Here is a 14,904-nt window from a genome sequence, read left to right as displayed (position 1 = left end):
GGCGACCGGGACACCGGCCGCGGCCGGGGGCGCGACCTGCTGCGGCGCGGCGGGGCCGACCGCCGCGGCACCGGCGGGCAGGTGCGGGGCGGCCTGTGCGCCGGAGCGTCCGCCGGGTTGCGGTGCGGCCGGGGCCGGGCCGGTGACGGCGGGCGTCGAGCCCGGGCGGCGGCCGGAGTTCGCGTCGGGCGTGGCATCGCCCGCATGGACCGCACCGGCGTCCAGGCCGGCATCGGCGGTGGTGACCCGGGCCGCCGAGATGGTGGTGCTGCCGCGGTTCGCCTGGCCTTCGTCGTTGCGGTGCACGGCCTGCCACAGCGCCATCGCCGGGACGGCGGCGACGATCACCACCACCGCGGCGGCGATCGCGACCATGCGGCGGCGGCCGGTCCGGCCGCGGCCCGCGCGGGACCGGAAGACCGGGAACCCTGCGCGGTCGAATTCCGCTACGCGGCGGGTGAGTTCGGCCGGCCGGTGGGCCGGGCGGCCGCGGCTGATGTCGCCGAGGACCAGGGTGCGCAGCTCGGTGGGCGGGGTGATGGCCGGCAGGGCGTGCGGGGTGGCCGCGGCGCCCGCGGTGGGCACCAGGCGGGCGGCGGCGAGCCGCACGTGCGGACGGCAGCGGCGGCACTGGTCGACGTGTTCGACGAGCCGGTCGCGGACGCCGGGGGCCTCCGCATCGGCGGCCAGGCCGGGGCCGTCGGGGCAGCTCACCGCGGCGCGGGCGCCCTCCAGTGCGGCGCGCGTGCGGTCGACCTCGCGCCCGGCGTGCAGGAGCGCGCGCCGGGCGTGGTCCTCGTCCCAGCCGAGCACCGCGGCGAGGCCGCGCGGTTCGAGGCCGTGCCGTACCGAGAGCTCCAGGGCCTCGCGCAGTTCGGGTTCCAGGCCGATCGACTCGGGCCACGCCAGCAGCGCCAGCTCGCCGCGCTCGCGGGCCGCGCGGCGGCCCTGCGCGGGCGCGCCGCCGGGCCCGGATTGCTGGTCGGCGCCGGGGTCCCCGGCGGAGTCGGGCAGCGGCGCGGGAGCACCGCCGTCCAGCCGGACCAGGCATTCGTACCGGGCCAGGGCGAACAGCCAGGGCTTGAGCAGGCCGAGGTCGGGCAGGCGCCCGATGTGCCGGTCGGCGAGGACGAAGGTGCTGCGCATCGACGATGCGGCGGCCGCGTGGTCGCGCAGCACCGAGAGGCAGTACGTGTACAGCCCCTCTGCATACGCGTCGTAAGCCGCCCGCCCCCAGGATTGCGCTGCATGGGGCGTCGCCGCAGTGGCCGCTCCCGTCGTCACCGATTCCGTCACACGGGCGAACGTAGGCGGCGTACGCCCCGGAACTCAGGTGAATTGCACTTTCATACTTCTTTCGGGATCGATAATCACACTTCCGAGTGAACCGTGATCACCGATGACAGCGACGGGTTCATCGGGGACCGCTCGGCCGCACCGGACCGGTGACGGTGACGGACTGGCCCCCCGGTCCGACCGTGATCACGACTGCCACCGTGGTGCCGGGCGGGCCCGCGGGGGCCTTGGCCGGGTCCCATGCGACGGTCACCGCGGCGGTCGCGCCCGCGCGCAGCGTCCCGGAGGTGCGCGACAGGCTGAGCCAGGGGGCCTGCGACACGCCGAGCGTCCAGGTGACGGGTTCGTCGGCGGCCGAAAGGCGCAACGTGCCGGACGGGGCGCGCTCGGTCAGGGCCAGCGTCGGGGTGAGGACGCGCACGCCCGAGCCGCCGCCTGCCGACCGGCCGTCCGCATTCGGGGCTCCCGCGATCTTGGGGCCGCCCGGGCTGCCCTGCCCCTTGCCGCCCGGCGTGGCCGTGGGCGGCTTGGTGTCCTTGCCGCCGGACGGCTTGTCGCCGGGCCGCGCGGAAGTCGGCGGTGCCGAGGCCGGCGGGGGCGTGGTCTCGGGGACCTCGACGGCCGCACCCGGTCCCGCGGCGTCCGCGATCCCGGGGCCGGCCGTCGGGACCGCGCCCGGTCCGGGCAGCGTCGCGGCGGCCACCGGCTCCTTGCCCCGGCCCGGGCCGGCCGTGCCGGAACCGGTGAAGATCGCCACGCCCAGGATCAGGGCGGCGGCCGCGGCGATGCCCGCGGTGGCGAGCGGCGCGCGGCGGCGCCGGCGGTTGCGCGGGAAGCCGTCGCGCCCGGCGCGCACCGCGCGGGCGACGACCAGTCCGTGTCCGTGCGCGCCCCGCGCACCCGCTCCCGTGCTGCGCAGCAGGTCGGCGCGGACCGCGAGCGGCGCCGGGCGGGCCGGGCCGGTGGCGACCAGCGCGTCGACCATCTCGCGGGTCGGCGCGGCGTCGGGAGCGTCCGGCTCCGCGGGCACGCGCCCCTTCGGCTCGGGACGCGCGGCCAGTCCGGCGGGCCGGAACGGCACGCACGCCGGGCAGGTCGCCACGTGCAGTCCGGCGGGCATCCGCAGCCCCGCCTCGATCGGCGCCGGCAGCACCGCCCCCGACACCACCCCGGACGGCAGCAGCACCGCCAGTTCGGCGCACTCCTGCTCCGGGTGCACGCACACCGCGTGCACCGCCAGGCACATCGCGAACTGCTCGCGCCCGCGCTCCGCGAGCCGGGCCGCCTGGCGCTCGGACAGCCCGAGCACGCGTCCCAGTTCGGCGTCCTCCAGGCCGTGCCGGACGGTCAGCTCCAGCGCCTCGCGCTCGGCCGGATCGACCCCGGCCAGCGCCACCGGCACGAGCGGCAGCAGCCGTGACCGGTCCCGCACCGCGCCCAGCACGACCACGCCGGGACGCCAGACTTGTCCGGATTCCGCACTCGGTGTGGCCGCCCGCGGGTGCCGTGCGCACTCCGTGCGGGCCACTGCGTAGAGCAGCGCGCGCAGTTGCTCGTCCGACCCGGTCCCGCCCGCGCGCGAGCGCACCACCACGACGGTGTCGTGCAGTGCCTCGCCGGCTATGCGGGTGTCCCCGGTCAGCGTGCAGCAGTACGCGAACAAACGGTCCGCGTACGCGTCATAGAGCTCCGCGACGCCTTCCGGCGTCCCCTCCTCGTGGCCGCGGGCGAGCGCCGCGGCAAGACCGGCCCCCACGACCGGTGCTCCCCCACCATGCATGAGGCCTCACCGTACGCACGCGCACGCTGCGCCACTATGGTTTTCGACGAGGACCACCCGTTTCAGGTCGCCCTGTATCACTCTCGTGACATCGCGCGGGTCGGCGGACACCTTTGTCGGTGCCGGCGGCTACCGTGCCGCACATGGCCAAGACCTCGTCGGCGTCCGGCAAAGCGGCGCGTCCCTCGTACCGCTGCAGCGAATGCGGCTGGACCACCCCCAAGTGGCTGGGCCGCTGCCCGGAGTGCCAGGCCTGGGGCACCGTCGAGGAGTACGGAGCACAGAAGATCCGCACGGTCGCGGCCGGGCCGGTCACCACTCCCGCGCTGCCCATCCCGCGCATCGACGTCGAGGCGGCCCGCTTCCACACCAGCGGCGTGGACGAACTGGACCGGGTGCTCGGCGGCGGCATCGTGCCCGGCGCGGTGATCCTGCTGGCCGGCGAGCCGGGCGTGGGCAAGTCCACCCTGCTCCTGGACGTCGCGAGCGCGTTCGCCACCCCGGGCGCGCCGACGCTGTACGTGACCGGCGAGGAGTCCGCGTCCCAGGTGCGGCTGCGCGCAGGGCGCATCGGCGCGATGAACGAGAACCTCTACCTGGCCGCCGAGACCGACCTGTCCGCGCTGCTCGGGCATGTGGACGCGGTCAAGCCGGCGCTGCTGGTGGTGGACTCGATCCAGACCATCGCGTCCCCCGAGATCGACGGCGCGCCCGGCGGCGTCTCCCAGGTCCGCGAAGTGGCCGGCGGGCTGATCCGGGTGGCCAAGGAGCGCGGCATCGCGACGATCATCGTCGGGCACGTCACCAAGGACGGCTCGATCGCCGGTCCGCGGCTGCTGGAGCACCTGGTCGACGTGGTGCTGAGCTTCGAGGGCGACCGGCACGCCCGGCTGCGGCTGGTCCGGGCCATCAAGAACCGGTACGGCGCGGCCGACGAGGTCGGCTGCTTCGAACTGCACGACGAGGGCATCAAGGGCCTGCCCGACCCCAGCGGGCTGTTCCTCACGCAGCGCCAGACCCCGGTCGCGGGCACCTGCGTCACGGTCACGCTGGAGGGCAAGCGGCCGCTGGTCGCCGAGGTCCAGGCGCTGGTGGCGCCGTCCCAGATCCCCACGCCGCGCCGGGCCACCTCGGGCCTGGACTCCGCGCGCATGTCGATGGTCCTCGCGGTCCTGGAGCGCCGCGGCGGAGTGCGGCTGGAGAAGACCGAGATCTACACCGCCACCGTGGGCGGCGTACGGCTGACCGAGCCCGCCGCCGACCTCGCTGCCGCGCTGGCCCTGGCCGGGGCCGCCGCGGATCATCCGCTTCCCGCGAAACTCGTCGCGATCGGCGAGGTCGGACTCGCCGGGGAAGTACGCCGCGTGACCGGCGTGCAGCGGCGGCTCGCCGAGGCCCACCGGCTCGGATTCACGCACGCGCTGGTCCCGCCGGACCCCGGGAAGGTGCCCGACGGCATGCGCGTCACGGAAGTGGCGGACATCTCCGAGGCGCTGCGCGCATTCTCCCTTGTGTCGCACCGGTAGACTTTTCCACCGATCTTTCTCAGCGGCAGCGGGGCCGACCACCGGGGCGATGTCCGGGCGCGGCAGCGCCGCCGCAGCCGGGGACGGCGACGACCACGGGGAGTTCTGTGGCAACGAATGACCGGACCGACAAAGGCGCGGCCGAACAGGCCCTGGTACGGGCTTCGCTGATGGCCGTGGCGCCGGGTACGGCCCTGCGCGACGGCCTGGAACGCATCCTGCGCGGCAACACCGGCGGCCTGATCGTCCTCGGCTTCGACAAGACCGTCGAGGCGCTGAGCACCGGCGGCTTCGTGCTGGACGTCGAGTTCTCCGCGACCCGGCTGCGCGAGCTGTGCAAGCTGGACGGCGCCCTTGTGGTCGACAAGGACTTCACCAAGATCGTGCGGGCCGGCGTGCAGCTGGTGCCCGACCCGTCGATCCCCACCGAGGAGACGGGCACCCGGCACCGCACCGCCGAGCGCGTCAACAAGCAGACCGGCTACCCGGTCGTGTCGGTCAGCCAGTCGATGCGCCTGATCGCGCTGTACGTCAACGGGCGCCGCTACGTCCTGGAGGACTCCGCGGCCATCCTGTCCCGGGCCAACCAGGCGCTCGCCACGCTGGAGCGCTACAAGCTCCGCCTGGACGAGGTGGCCGGCACGCTGTCCGCGCTGGAGATCGAGGACCTGGTCACGGTGCGCGACGTGTGCGCGGTGTCGCAGCGCCTCGAAATGGTGCGGCTGATCGCCCGTGAGATCGACGGGTACGTCACCGAGTTGGGCACCGACGGCCGCCTGCTGTCGCTGCAGCTCGAGGAGTTGATCGCGGGCGTCGAGCCGGACCGCTCGCTGGTGTCCCGCGACTACATCCCCGAGCGCGCGCTCAAGCGCGGCCGCACCGAGGCCGACGTCCTGGACGAACTCGACGGCCTGACCCACACCGACCTGCTGGACCTCCCGACGGTGGCCCGGGCGCTGGGCTTCACGTCCAGCGCCGAGGTCCTCGACTCGGCGGTCAGCCCGCGCGGCTACCGGCTCCTCGCCAAGGTGCCGCGGCTGCCACCGGTGGTCATCGAGCGGCTCGTGGAGCACTTCGGCGGCCTGCAGAAGCTGCTCGCGGCGAGCGTCGACGATCTGCAGGCGGTCGACGGGGTCGGCGAGGCCCGGGCCCGGAGCGTGCGCGAGGGGCTGTCGCGGCTCGCCGAGTCGTCGATCCTGGAACGCTACGTCTGATCCGAGCCGGGTACGCGTGTGCAGAAGGCCCCGCCGGAACCGGCGGGGCCTTCTGCGTCTCGTGCTCGGGACCGCTACTGCACGACGGTCCACTCATACTGCTTGCTGGCCCACTGGATGCCCGTGATCTTCGCGGTGGCCGCGAAGGACGAGCCGACCGGCGGCGCGGCAAGCGCGGGCGCCTGGCCGTTGCAGCGGGCCGGGTCGCTGCGGGTCCATGTCCAGGTCCAGCTGCGGGTCACGGACTTGCCGGGCTGGATCTGGGTGATCTCCGGCTTCGCATCGGCGGGGACGCAGTCGGCGGGCGACCAGATGTGGTCCGCACCCGACTTGATCTCCACGGTCGCGGTCTTCTGCGACAGGTCGACCGCGCAGGTCTCCTTGCCGGTGTTGCGGACCTCCAGCGTCAGCTTCACCTGCTCGCCGACCCGGTACTTCGTGTCCTGCGGCTTGTCGCCGATCAGCACCAGCTCGGCGTTGCCGGGGTAGGCGCACGCGAGCATGCCGGCGATCGTGGTGTTGCCGCCGCCTCCGGTGGCAGGCGGGACCGCGCCGCCGGTCGTACCGGCCGTGCCGCCGGCGTTGGCACCGCCGTTGGCCGTGCCGTTCGCCCCGGTCGCCCCGGCGTTCGCGCCGGTCGCACCGCTGTTGGCGCCGGTCGCACCGGCGTTGCCGCCCGTTCCGGCGGTGCCGCCGGGCGTCCCGGTGCCGCCGCCCGCACTGGTGCCGCCCGCCGCGTCACCCGGGCCGATGGGCCCCGGGGTGCCGGTGGGCGCGGTCGGTGCGGGGCTGTCCGCCCCGGCGTTCTTCTTGTCGTCTTTGCCGTCGCCACCGCCCCCGGCGGCACAGGCCCACGCGACGAGCGCGATGAGCACGGCGAGGCCGACCAACACGATCGCCCGTCGGCGCCAATACACGGACGGGGGAAGGTGGCCGACAGGGCGCGTCACAGAGTCCACCGGGTAACCCTAAGCCTGTTCGTTAGGCCGTCTGGCGCAGCCGCGCCGGTTCCGACATGGGATTTTGGATGTTGAGACGCCCTTCGCCGGGGTCGTTTCCGGCAAACCTCCGCAACCCTCGCGAGTGATCCACAGTTCCCTCGTACGAGTGACGCGCCGCGGCGTGGGAGGATCGTCTCCGTCATGCCGCACGCACTCAACGACCTCGTGATCGCCTGGTACGAGGAAAACGCCCGCGACCTGCCCTGGCGCGGCCCGGACGCGTCGCCGTGGGCCGTCATGGTCAGCGAATTCATGCTCCAGCAGACCCCGGTCAACCGCGTACTGCCGATGTACGCGGCCTGGCTGGAGCGCTGGCCCACGCCCACCGCGCTGGCCGACGACGAGCCCGGCGAGGCGGTCCGCGCCTGGGGCCGGCTCGGCTACCCGCGCCGCGCGCTGCGGCTGCACGCCGCGGCCACCGCGATCCGCGACCGGCACGCCGGTGAAGTCCCCGACGTCCACGACGACTTGCTGGCCCTCCCCGGCGTCGGCGAGTACACCGCGGCGGCCGTCGCCTCGTTCGCCTTCCGGCAGCGCCACGCGGTCCTTGACACCAACGTCCGCCGCGTCTTCGCCCGCACCGTCGACGGCAGCGAGTACCCGCCCCAGGCCACCACCGCAGCCGAACGCCGCACCGCGACCAACGCGATGCCGGTCGCCGCCGAGACCGCGGCCACGTGGGCCGTCGCCGTCATGGAACTCGGCGCCCTGGTCTGCACCGCCCGCACCCCGCGCTGCGGCGACTGCCCGGTATCCGCCCTGTGCGCCTGGCGGCTGGCCGGCAAACCCGCCTACGACGGCCCCCCGCGCCGCGGCCAGACCTACGCGGGCACGGACCGCCAGGTCCGCGGCAAGCTCCTCGCCGTCCTGCGCGAGGCCGACGGCCCGGTCCTCCAAGCGTCGTTGGACGCCGTCTGGGACGAACCGATCCAACGCGCCCGCGCCTTGGACGGCCTGGTTGCCGACGGCTTGGTCGAACCGGTAGCGGACGGGGTGTACCGACTGCCCACGGGGGCTCCGGTTTCCACCTGACGGGGCCTGCTCCGCGCCTATCCTCGGTTGATGACACCGGGGGGTGCGGATGCCGGATCCGGCAACGGTACGAGTCGCGACGGCAGCGGCACAGGTCCTGGGGCGGCAGCTGTACAAGCGCCACAAGTTGGCCCAGCGTGCGGTGGACAAGGACGCGTTCGACAAGATCGTCGACAAGCTGGCCCGGGACTCGGACGACCTGCGTGCCGCCGAGTTCCGCGGCCTGCCGGACAACGAGTGGAACGCGGCGGCGGAGTGCCTCAAGGCCGCGTTCGAACTTGTCGGCGAGATGGATGCGCGGGTTCCGCTGAGCCAGGCCATGAACCCCGTGCGCCTGGCCGAGTGGCTCCGCAATCTGGCGCCGGGGCTGCCCGCTGCCTACAGCCTCGTCCCGGCCGCGCGCGGAGCGTACGAACGGCTCTCGGTGCTCGCCTGCACTGCGGTGGTCGAATTCGTCCGCAGTCATCCCGAGTTCCCGCTCCAGGCCGACATCGAGCAATTGGAGCGGCTGGAGCGCATCGAACGCCACGTCGGACCACCTGACGACGAGGCACTGGCCGCCTTCGAGCGCCGCTACCTCGCCGCCGTGGACCGGCAACTGAACCGGCTCGAACTCTTCGGCGTCACGCTGCGGGACCGGGACTTCCACTACCCGATGAGCACCGCGTACATCAGCGTCGCTGCGCAGTCCGAGGACACCACCCGGCTGCGCACCTCATCGGCGGGCCCCTTGCGCATCGAAGAAGTCCTCGGCGACCGCCGCCGCATCCTGCTCCGCGGCGAGGCGGGCTCCGGCAAGACGACGCTGATGCAGCGCCTCGCCCTGTGGGCGGCCCAGGACACGTTCCCGCCCGACTTGCGCGACTGGGCCGGTACCGTGCCGTTCTTTCTGCCGTTGCGGCACTTCTCTTTCACCGGGGCTCCACCGCGCCCTGAGGACTTCCTCGACTACACCAGCCCGCTGCTGCGTGACGAGATGCCGGTTCACTGGGTCAGGGATCTACTCGCCGCCGGACGCGCCCTGGTACTCATCGACGGCGTCGACGAGCTGCCGGTCGACCAGCGCGAACGCATGCGTCGCGAATGGCTGCGCGAACTTTGCGCGATGTACCCGAGGTCCCGGTTCGTCGTCTCGTCGCGGCCGTCCGCGATCGGCGAATCATGGCTGGGCGAATACGGTTTCGGGTGCGCATCACTGCAGCCCATGAACCTGTCCGACCAACGCGAGTTCGTCGCACACTGGCACAGCGCGGTCGCCGAATACCAGAAGACACCCAGGGAACCGGACGTCGAGGCCGATCTCATAGCCAAGCTGACCACGCGCCGCCACCTGCGCCGCCTCGCCTCCAACCCGTTGCTGTGCGCACTGATCTGCGCGCTGCACCACGAGCGCCGGATGCAGCTGCCCGAAGACCGGATCAAGTTGTACGAGGCCGCCCTGGAGATGCTCGTCGTACGCCGCGACTCGGTACGCGGGGTACGGGCTGCGGAAGGCGTGGTCGTCGGAGAGCGCGAGCAGGAGATCCTGCTCCAGAAGCTCGCTTACTGGATGATCCGCAACGGCCTGACGGAAGCCTCACGCGAAGACGCACTGGAGCGGGTCACCGGCTATCTGGCCGGCACCGCCCATGGCACCGACGACCCGGAGGCGGTGCTCCGCCACTTGATCGTGCGCTCCGGAGTACTGCGCGAGCCCGGCCCCGGACGAGTGGACTTCGTGCACCGGACCTTCCAGGAGTTCCTGGCTGCCCGAGAAGCACTCGACGCGGGCGACATCAACATCCTGCTCAAGAACTGCGACAAGGACGACCAGTGGCGCGAAGTGGTCGTGATGGCTGTCGGCCTCGGTCGCGAACATGAGCGCAACCGCCTCATACGGGGGCTGCTCAAGCGCGCGGCCGACGTAAAGAATCGGCATGCGGCTCTCACCTTGATCGCCGCCGACGCCATCGGCAACGCACCGGCGATCGACCCGCTACTGCGCAGCGAAGTCACCGAGCAGGCCGGTCGTCTGCTGCCGCCGCGATCGTCGGAAACGGCCAACGCGCTGGCGGCACTGGGCGAGTCCGTTCTCGATCTCATGCCGGCCTACGACGGGTCGATCGAAGGGACGATGCAGCACGTCACCGCGTTGCTGCTCATGGTCGGCGGAGAGGCGGCCATCGATCTGCTGGGCTCCTATGCCCGCCAATACCCGTGGTCGGCGCCGCCTCCCCACGATACGGCGACGCTCGCTCGGCTTTTCTGGGACAGTTCCTCGACGGACCAAGCCGCATATATCACCCGGGTACTGCGTCATGTCCCTTATCCGGAACTTCAATTGGTGACGGCAACGACGCCGCTTGAACTACGTCTCTATGCACAGATTCCGGGGATCCAGTGGCTCAACCTGGACCACAGTATCCCGCTGTCTCCGGGCTGCCTGGAGGGGTTTCACGATCTCAACTCCCTGGTGCTGCACGGCCCTGAGGTCGAGTCCGATGACTACCCGGGGGACCTGTTGGAGGCACTGCGGGACTGCCCCAAGCTGCGCAGACTGCATTTCCTCGGCTCGCTGCGCAGAGCACGGCTGGTAGTGGACGGCGAGCTCTTCGAACTCGAACTCATGGACCAGAACGATGCGGCTCTCCCCGAAAGAGTCACACTCACCTACCCGCGGCTGCCACCGGAGATCGTCGTCCGCGGACACGGCGTGAGGTTGCTGTACACCGGCCGAACACCCCGGCGCCGAGCATGACACGGGAGGACGCAGATGCCGGATCCGGCGACCATGCGCATCGCTGCGACTGCCGCCCAGGTGCTCGGGCGGCAGCTGTACCAGCGTCATCGGTTGTCACAACGGGCCGTCGACCAGAATGCGTTCGACGCGATCGTCGACGGGCTCGCCCGCGCCTCGGACGAGCTGCGAGCCGCCGAGTTCCGCGGCCTGCCCGACAACGAGTGGGCTGCCGCTGCGGAGTGCCTCAAAGACGCGTTCGAGCGGGTCGGCGAGTTGGACTCACGTATCCCGCTGCGGCAGGCGATGCAGCCGGATCGGCTTGCGGCGTGGCTGCTTTCGCTCGCTCCCGAGCTTCCGGCGTCGTACAGTCTCGGCGCCGCCGCCCAGGGTGCCTACCAGAAGCTGGCCCACCTTGCCTGCGTCGCCGTGGTCGAGTTCGTGCGCCGACATCCCGAGTTCCCGCTGCAGGTGGAGATCGAGCAGCTTGAGCGTTTGGAGCGAATCGAGCAGTTCGTCGATCCGACTAGTGGCGCTGCCGCATTCGAGCGTCGCTACTGCGCTGCGGTCGCCCGGCAGTTGGACAAGTTGGAGCTCTTCGGGGTGACGCTGCGGGACCCGGACTTTCGGTATCCGATGAGTACGGCGTACATCAGCCTCACGGTGGACGCCGACGGACCGGCCCCGGCCCGCATCGAAGGTGTGCTCGGGCAGCGGCGGCGCATCCTGCTGCTCGGCGAGGCCGGCACCGGCAAGACGACGCTGCTGCAGCGCATCGCCCTGTGGGCGGCCCGCGACGGCTTTCCCGCGGAACTCGCCGACTGGGAAGGCACCGTCCCGTTCTTCCTGCCGCTGCGGCACTTCCGCTTCGATGCCACGCCGCCCGGCCCGGAGAACTTCCTGGACCGGATCGGCTCCATGATCCGTGCCGAGCAGCCGCGCGGCTGGGTGCCGGAACTGCTCAGGTCCGGGCGTGCGCTCCTGCTGATCGACGGGGTCGACGAACTTCCGTCCGACCAGCGGGCCGTCTTCGCCCTGCAGTGGCTGCCGGAATTGCTGGCGGAGTATCCGGCGGCCCGGGTCTTGGTGACGTCCCGCCCGTCGGCGCTCTCCGTCCAGCTCCAGCCGTGGACGGGGATGGACGCGCTCACACTGCTTCCGATGACGCTGACCGACCAGCATGCCTTCGTCGCGCACTGGCACGAGGCCGCGATTCTGTCGGGCCGGGAGACCGCGGAGCGGTCGGCCGAGTTCCAGGACGATCTCGTCGGGAAGCTGTCCGGACGACGGCACCTGCGCAGACTCGCCACCAACCCGCTGCTGTGCGCGCTCATCTGCGCCCTGCACAGCGAGCGGCGCATGCAGCTGCCCGAAGACCGGATCAAGCTCTACGAGGCCGCGCTGGAGATGCTCCTCGTTCGGCGCGATGAGGCGCGGGGTGTCTTCACCGAGCCGTACTTGTCCATCGGCCAGCGCGAACAGGAGCTGCTGCTGCAGAAGTTCGCGTACTGGATGATCCGCAACGGGCACACCGAAGTAGCCTGGGATACGGCCGTGGAGCGCTTGGCCGGCTACCTGGAGCGCAGCACGAGGCCGCCGAACCACGCCGATGCTGTGCTCCGGCATCTGCTGGCCCGTTCCGGAATCCTGCGCGAGCCGAGCCCGGGCCGCATCGACTTCGTCCACCGCACGTTCCAGGAGTTCCTGGCCGCCCGGCAGGCCCTGGACGATGGCGACCTTGGGCAATTGGTCAAGCGCGCGGACGAGGATGACCAATGGCGCGAGGTCTTCGTCATGAGCGTTGGGCTGGCCCGTGAATCCGAGCGCGACAAGCTGGTCCGCAACCTCGTGAAGCGGGCGTCGAGTCCGTGGCGGGCGCGCGACGAGCTGATCCTGCTCGCCGCGGACGCGATCGGCAACGCTCCACTGCTCGCACCCGACATCCGCGGCGAAGTCGCCTATCGAGCATCCAAGTTGCTGCCACCGCAGTCGCTCGCCGATGCATCACGGCTGGCCGGGGTCGGCGAGGCGGTGCTCGACATGCTGCCCGACCATCCGCAGGACGTCGCGCGCCGGGATGATCACATCCTGGCGTACATGGTGTTCCTGGTGGCCGAGATCGGCGGTGACGCCGCGTTGGCGAAGCTGGCGCGCTGGTCGCGCCTCGGCGAGACTGCGCGGCGCGCGCCTTCTGTGGCGCGCGCCTTCTACGACTGCCTGGAGTACTTCCCGCCAGCGGAGTACATGCGCCAGGTGCTGGTGAGCGTACCCGCCCCGCCGGGACACATCGTCGCCGCACACACGCCCCGGGCGATCGAGGCGCTCGCCTCTCTGCCCGGTCTGCCCTGGCTCTCCGTCATCGGCGACGACGAGTCCCTCGCGTTGGCCGCCACGGTTCCAGGTCTGCGCTGCCTCATCGTCGAGCTCCCGCCCCACCCCGGCGACATCGCGCCGATTCGCCGGATCAGGTCGCTCCGGGCCGTGCACTTCGTCGGTCCCGACCGCGCGGTGAAGGTCATTGCCGGCCCGGTCGCCGATATACCGACCGAAGGTGTGCACTTCAGCATTCTGGAAACGGGCCGACGGGGCGAGCTCGTGCTGACCGACCGCTTCAACAAGGTCGTCGCGAGCTTGGTGACCAGCAACCAGATGACCGTGGCCCGGCACGGGCTCTCGCCGCAGGCACCCTCGCGAGGCCCTCTTCCCAGGCCCCCTACTCGCGAGTAATCTCCGCGTCATGGACCTCACGACCTACGCGATCCCGGCCTTTGTGCTGCTGCTTGTCGTGGAGATCCTCGCGTACCGGTTCGCGCCCGACGAGGAGCAGCGGGGGTACGCGGCCAAGGACACCGCGACGAGCCTGTCCATGGGCATCGGGAGCATTGCCGCCAACCTCGGCTGGGGAATCCTGGCGCTGCTGCTCTGGGACGTGCTGTTCGGCGTGACGCCACTGGACGTGCCGGGGACCTGGTGGGGTTGGGCGCTCGCGGTGCTGGCGGTGGACTTTTTCTACTACTGGGAACACCGGGCGATGCACGAGATCCGGCTGCTGTGGGCGAGCCATGTCGTGCACCACTCCAGCCGGCACTACAACTTGTCCACAGCCCTGCGGCAGAGCTGGACGGGGGCGCATCACCTGGTGTTCATGGCACCGGTGGCGCTGCTGGGGTTCTCGCCCGCGATGATCTTCGCGGCGTACTCGGTGAACCTGATCTACCAGTTCTGGATCCACACCGAGCGCGTCCACAGGCTGTGGAAGCCGATCGAGTACGTGTGGAACACCCCGTCCCACCACCGGGTGCACCACGGCTCCAACAAGCAGTACCTCGACCGCAACTACGGGGGCATCCTCATCGTGTGGGACCGGCTCTTCCGCTCCTTCGAGCCGGAAGGCGAGAAGGTCGACTACGGCCTGACGAAGAACATCACGACCTACAACCCGCTGCGGGTCGCGGTCCACGAGTACTGGGCGATCGGGCATGACGTCCGGCACGCCGCGGGCTGGCGCGAGCGCTTCGGGCGGGTCTTCCGCGGGCCGGGCTGGAGTCCCGCGCCGCGGGCCGAGGCCCTGCCGGAGCCTGCGGAGGCGGCCGCGTGAAGAGTCTCGTACGCCGGGCGGTGAAGCGGGTCTGCTCGGAGCCGCGGCTGCTGCTCGGGGCCTATCTCGCGGTGGGTGCGGTCGACTCGGTGCTGGCCGCCGTGGACGCGGAGTCCGGGGTGCGCTGGGTGACGAAGCCGCTGCTCATGCCGCTGCTGGCCGGCTACGTCGCGGCGGCCGCGCGGCCCGGGGCCGATCTGAAGCTGCCGCTGGCCGCGCTGGCGGGCGGCTTCGCGGGTGATGTCGGGCTGCTGACCGGGGACGACAAGCTGTTCCTGGCCGGGATGGCCGGGTTCGCGGTGGGGCATGTCGCGTACCTGAAGTCGTTCGCGGACGCGGGCGCGCACCGGGTGCTGGCCGCGAAGCCGTGGGTGCCCGCCGGGTACGCGGCCGCGTGCGCCGGGATGCTCGCGGTGCTCGGGCCGCGGCTGGACGACCTGCTGGTGCCGGTGGCCGGCTACAGCCTGCTGCTGACCGCGGTGGCCGCGGCCGCGGCGGGGTCGGACCGGCGGACCGCGCTCGGCGGCGCGCTGTTCCTGGCGTCCGACACGGTCATCGCGCTGGACCTGGCCGGGCTGGATCTGCTGCCCGGGCAGGACGCCGCGATCATGCCGCTCTACATCGCGGCCCAACTGCTGCTGATGAGCGCGTGGACGCAGGACGAGCGGCGGGCACGGGAAGAGGCGACGGCGGACGTGATGTCCACCGCCGCCTCGCGCGACTGAATCGTCAGCCCCCCGG

The 14,904-nt window shown here is 71.9% G+C and carries 10 protein-coding genes; 7 read left to right on the top strand and 3 right to left on the bottom strand.

The features are described 5' to 3' along the window. On the bottom strand, positions 1–1,296 hold a 1,296-nt coding region (locus LZ495_RS19420), incomplete at its 3' end, for an RNA polymerase sigma factor (RefSeq protein ID WP_235053616.1). Positions 1,297–1,414: 118 nt separating this feature from the next. Further along, a complete protein-coding gene (locus LZ495_RS19415) occupies positions 1,415–3,052 on the bottom strand; it encodes an RNA polymerase sigma factor (RefSeq protein ID WP_235053615.1) in 1,638 nt (545 codons plus the stop codon). Between the two features lie 167 nt (positions 3,053–3,219). Between LZ495_RS19415 and radA the strand changes: the two genes are divergently transcribed. Beyond that, positions 3,220–4,602: a DNA repair protein RadA gene (gene radA / locus LZ495_RS19410; RefSeq protein WP_235053614.1), complete on the top strand. Its 1,383-nt coding sequence runs from the start codon at positions 3,220–3,222 to the stop codon at positions 4,600–4,602. A 107-nt stretch (positions 4,603–4,709) separates the two neighbouring features. Beyond that, positions 4,710–5,816 (top strand): DNA integrity scanning diadenylate cyclase DisA, encoded by a 1,107-nt coding sequence (gene disA / locus LZ495_RS19405; protein WP_235053613.1) that lies wholly within the window; start codon positions 4,710–4,712, stop codon positions 5,814–5,816. Between the two features lie 74 nt (positions 5,817–5,890). On the opposite strand, the gene LZ495_RS19400 is transcribed toward disA, so the two are convergent. Further along, positions 5,891–6,775 (bottom strand): hypothetical protein, encoded by an 885-nt coding sequence (locus LZ495_RS19400; protein WP_235053612.1) that lies wholly within the window; start codon positions 6,773–6,775, stop codon positions 5,891–5,893. A 183-nt stretch (positions 6,776–6,958) separates the two neighbouring features. On the opposite strand from LZ495_RS19400, the gene LZ495_RS19395 reads away from it, so the two are divergent. Genes LZ495_RS19395 through LZ495_RS19375 form a run of 5 tightly spaced genes read left to right on the top strand, consistent with a single transcriptional unit; the run spans position 6,959 to position 14,888 of the window. Beyond that, positions 6,959–7,849, top strand: coding sequence for an iron-sulfur binding domain-containing protein (locus LZ495_RS19395; protein ID WP_235053611.1), 891 nt, complete (start codon positions 6,959–6,961; stop codon positions 7,847–7,849). Positions 7,850–7,898: 49 nt separating this feature from the next. Further along, the gene (locus LZ495_RS19390) at positions 7,899–10,586 is read left to right on the top strand and encodes an NACHT domain-containing protein (protein ID WP_235053610.1); all 2,688 of its coding nucleotides are present in this window, start codon (positions 7,899–7,901) and stop codon (positions 10,584–10,586) included. Positions 10,587–10,601: 15 nt separating this feature from the next. Continuing rightward, positions 10,602–13,292, top strand: a complete 2,691-nt coding sequence (locus tag LZ495_RS19385) for an NACHT domain-containing protein (protein WP_235053609.1) — start codon at positions 10,602–10,604, stop codon at positions 13,290–13,292. A gap of 10 nt (positions 13,293–13,302) precedes the next feature. Continuing rightward, entirely contained in the window at positions 13,303–14,163 is an 861-nt protein-coding gene (locus LZ495_RS19380; protein WP_235053608.1) for a sterol desaturase family protein, read from the top strand. Further along, a complete protein-coding gene (locus LZ495_RS19375) occupies positions 14,160–14,888 on the top strand; it encodes a lysoplasmalogenase (protein ID WP_235053607.1) in 729 nt (242 codons plus the stop codon). Before LZ495_RS19380 ends, LZ495_RS19375 begins: the two co-directional genes overlap by 4 nt. Positions 14,889–14,904 lie beyond the last annotated feature (16 nt).

The sequence above is a fragment of the Yinghuangia soli genome (assembly GCF_021502675.1).
Taxonomy (GTDB): domain Bacteria; phylum Actinomycetota; class Actinomycetes; order Streptomycetales; family Streptomycetaceae; genus Yinghuangia; species Yinghuangia soli.
The sequence above is the reverse complement of the archived record's forward strand: the minus strand, read 5'-3'. Positions and strand labels throughout refer to the sequence as shown.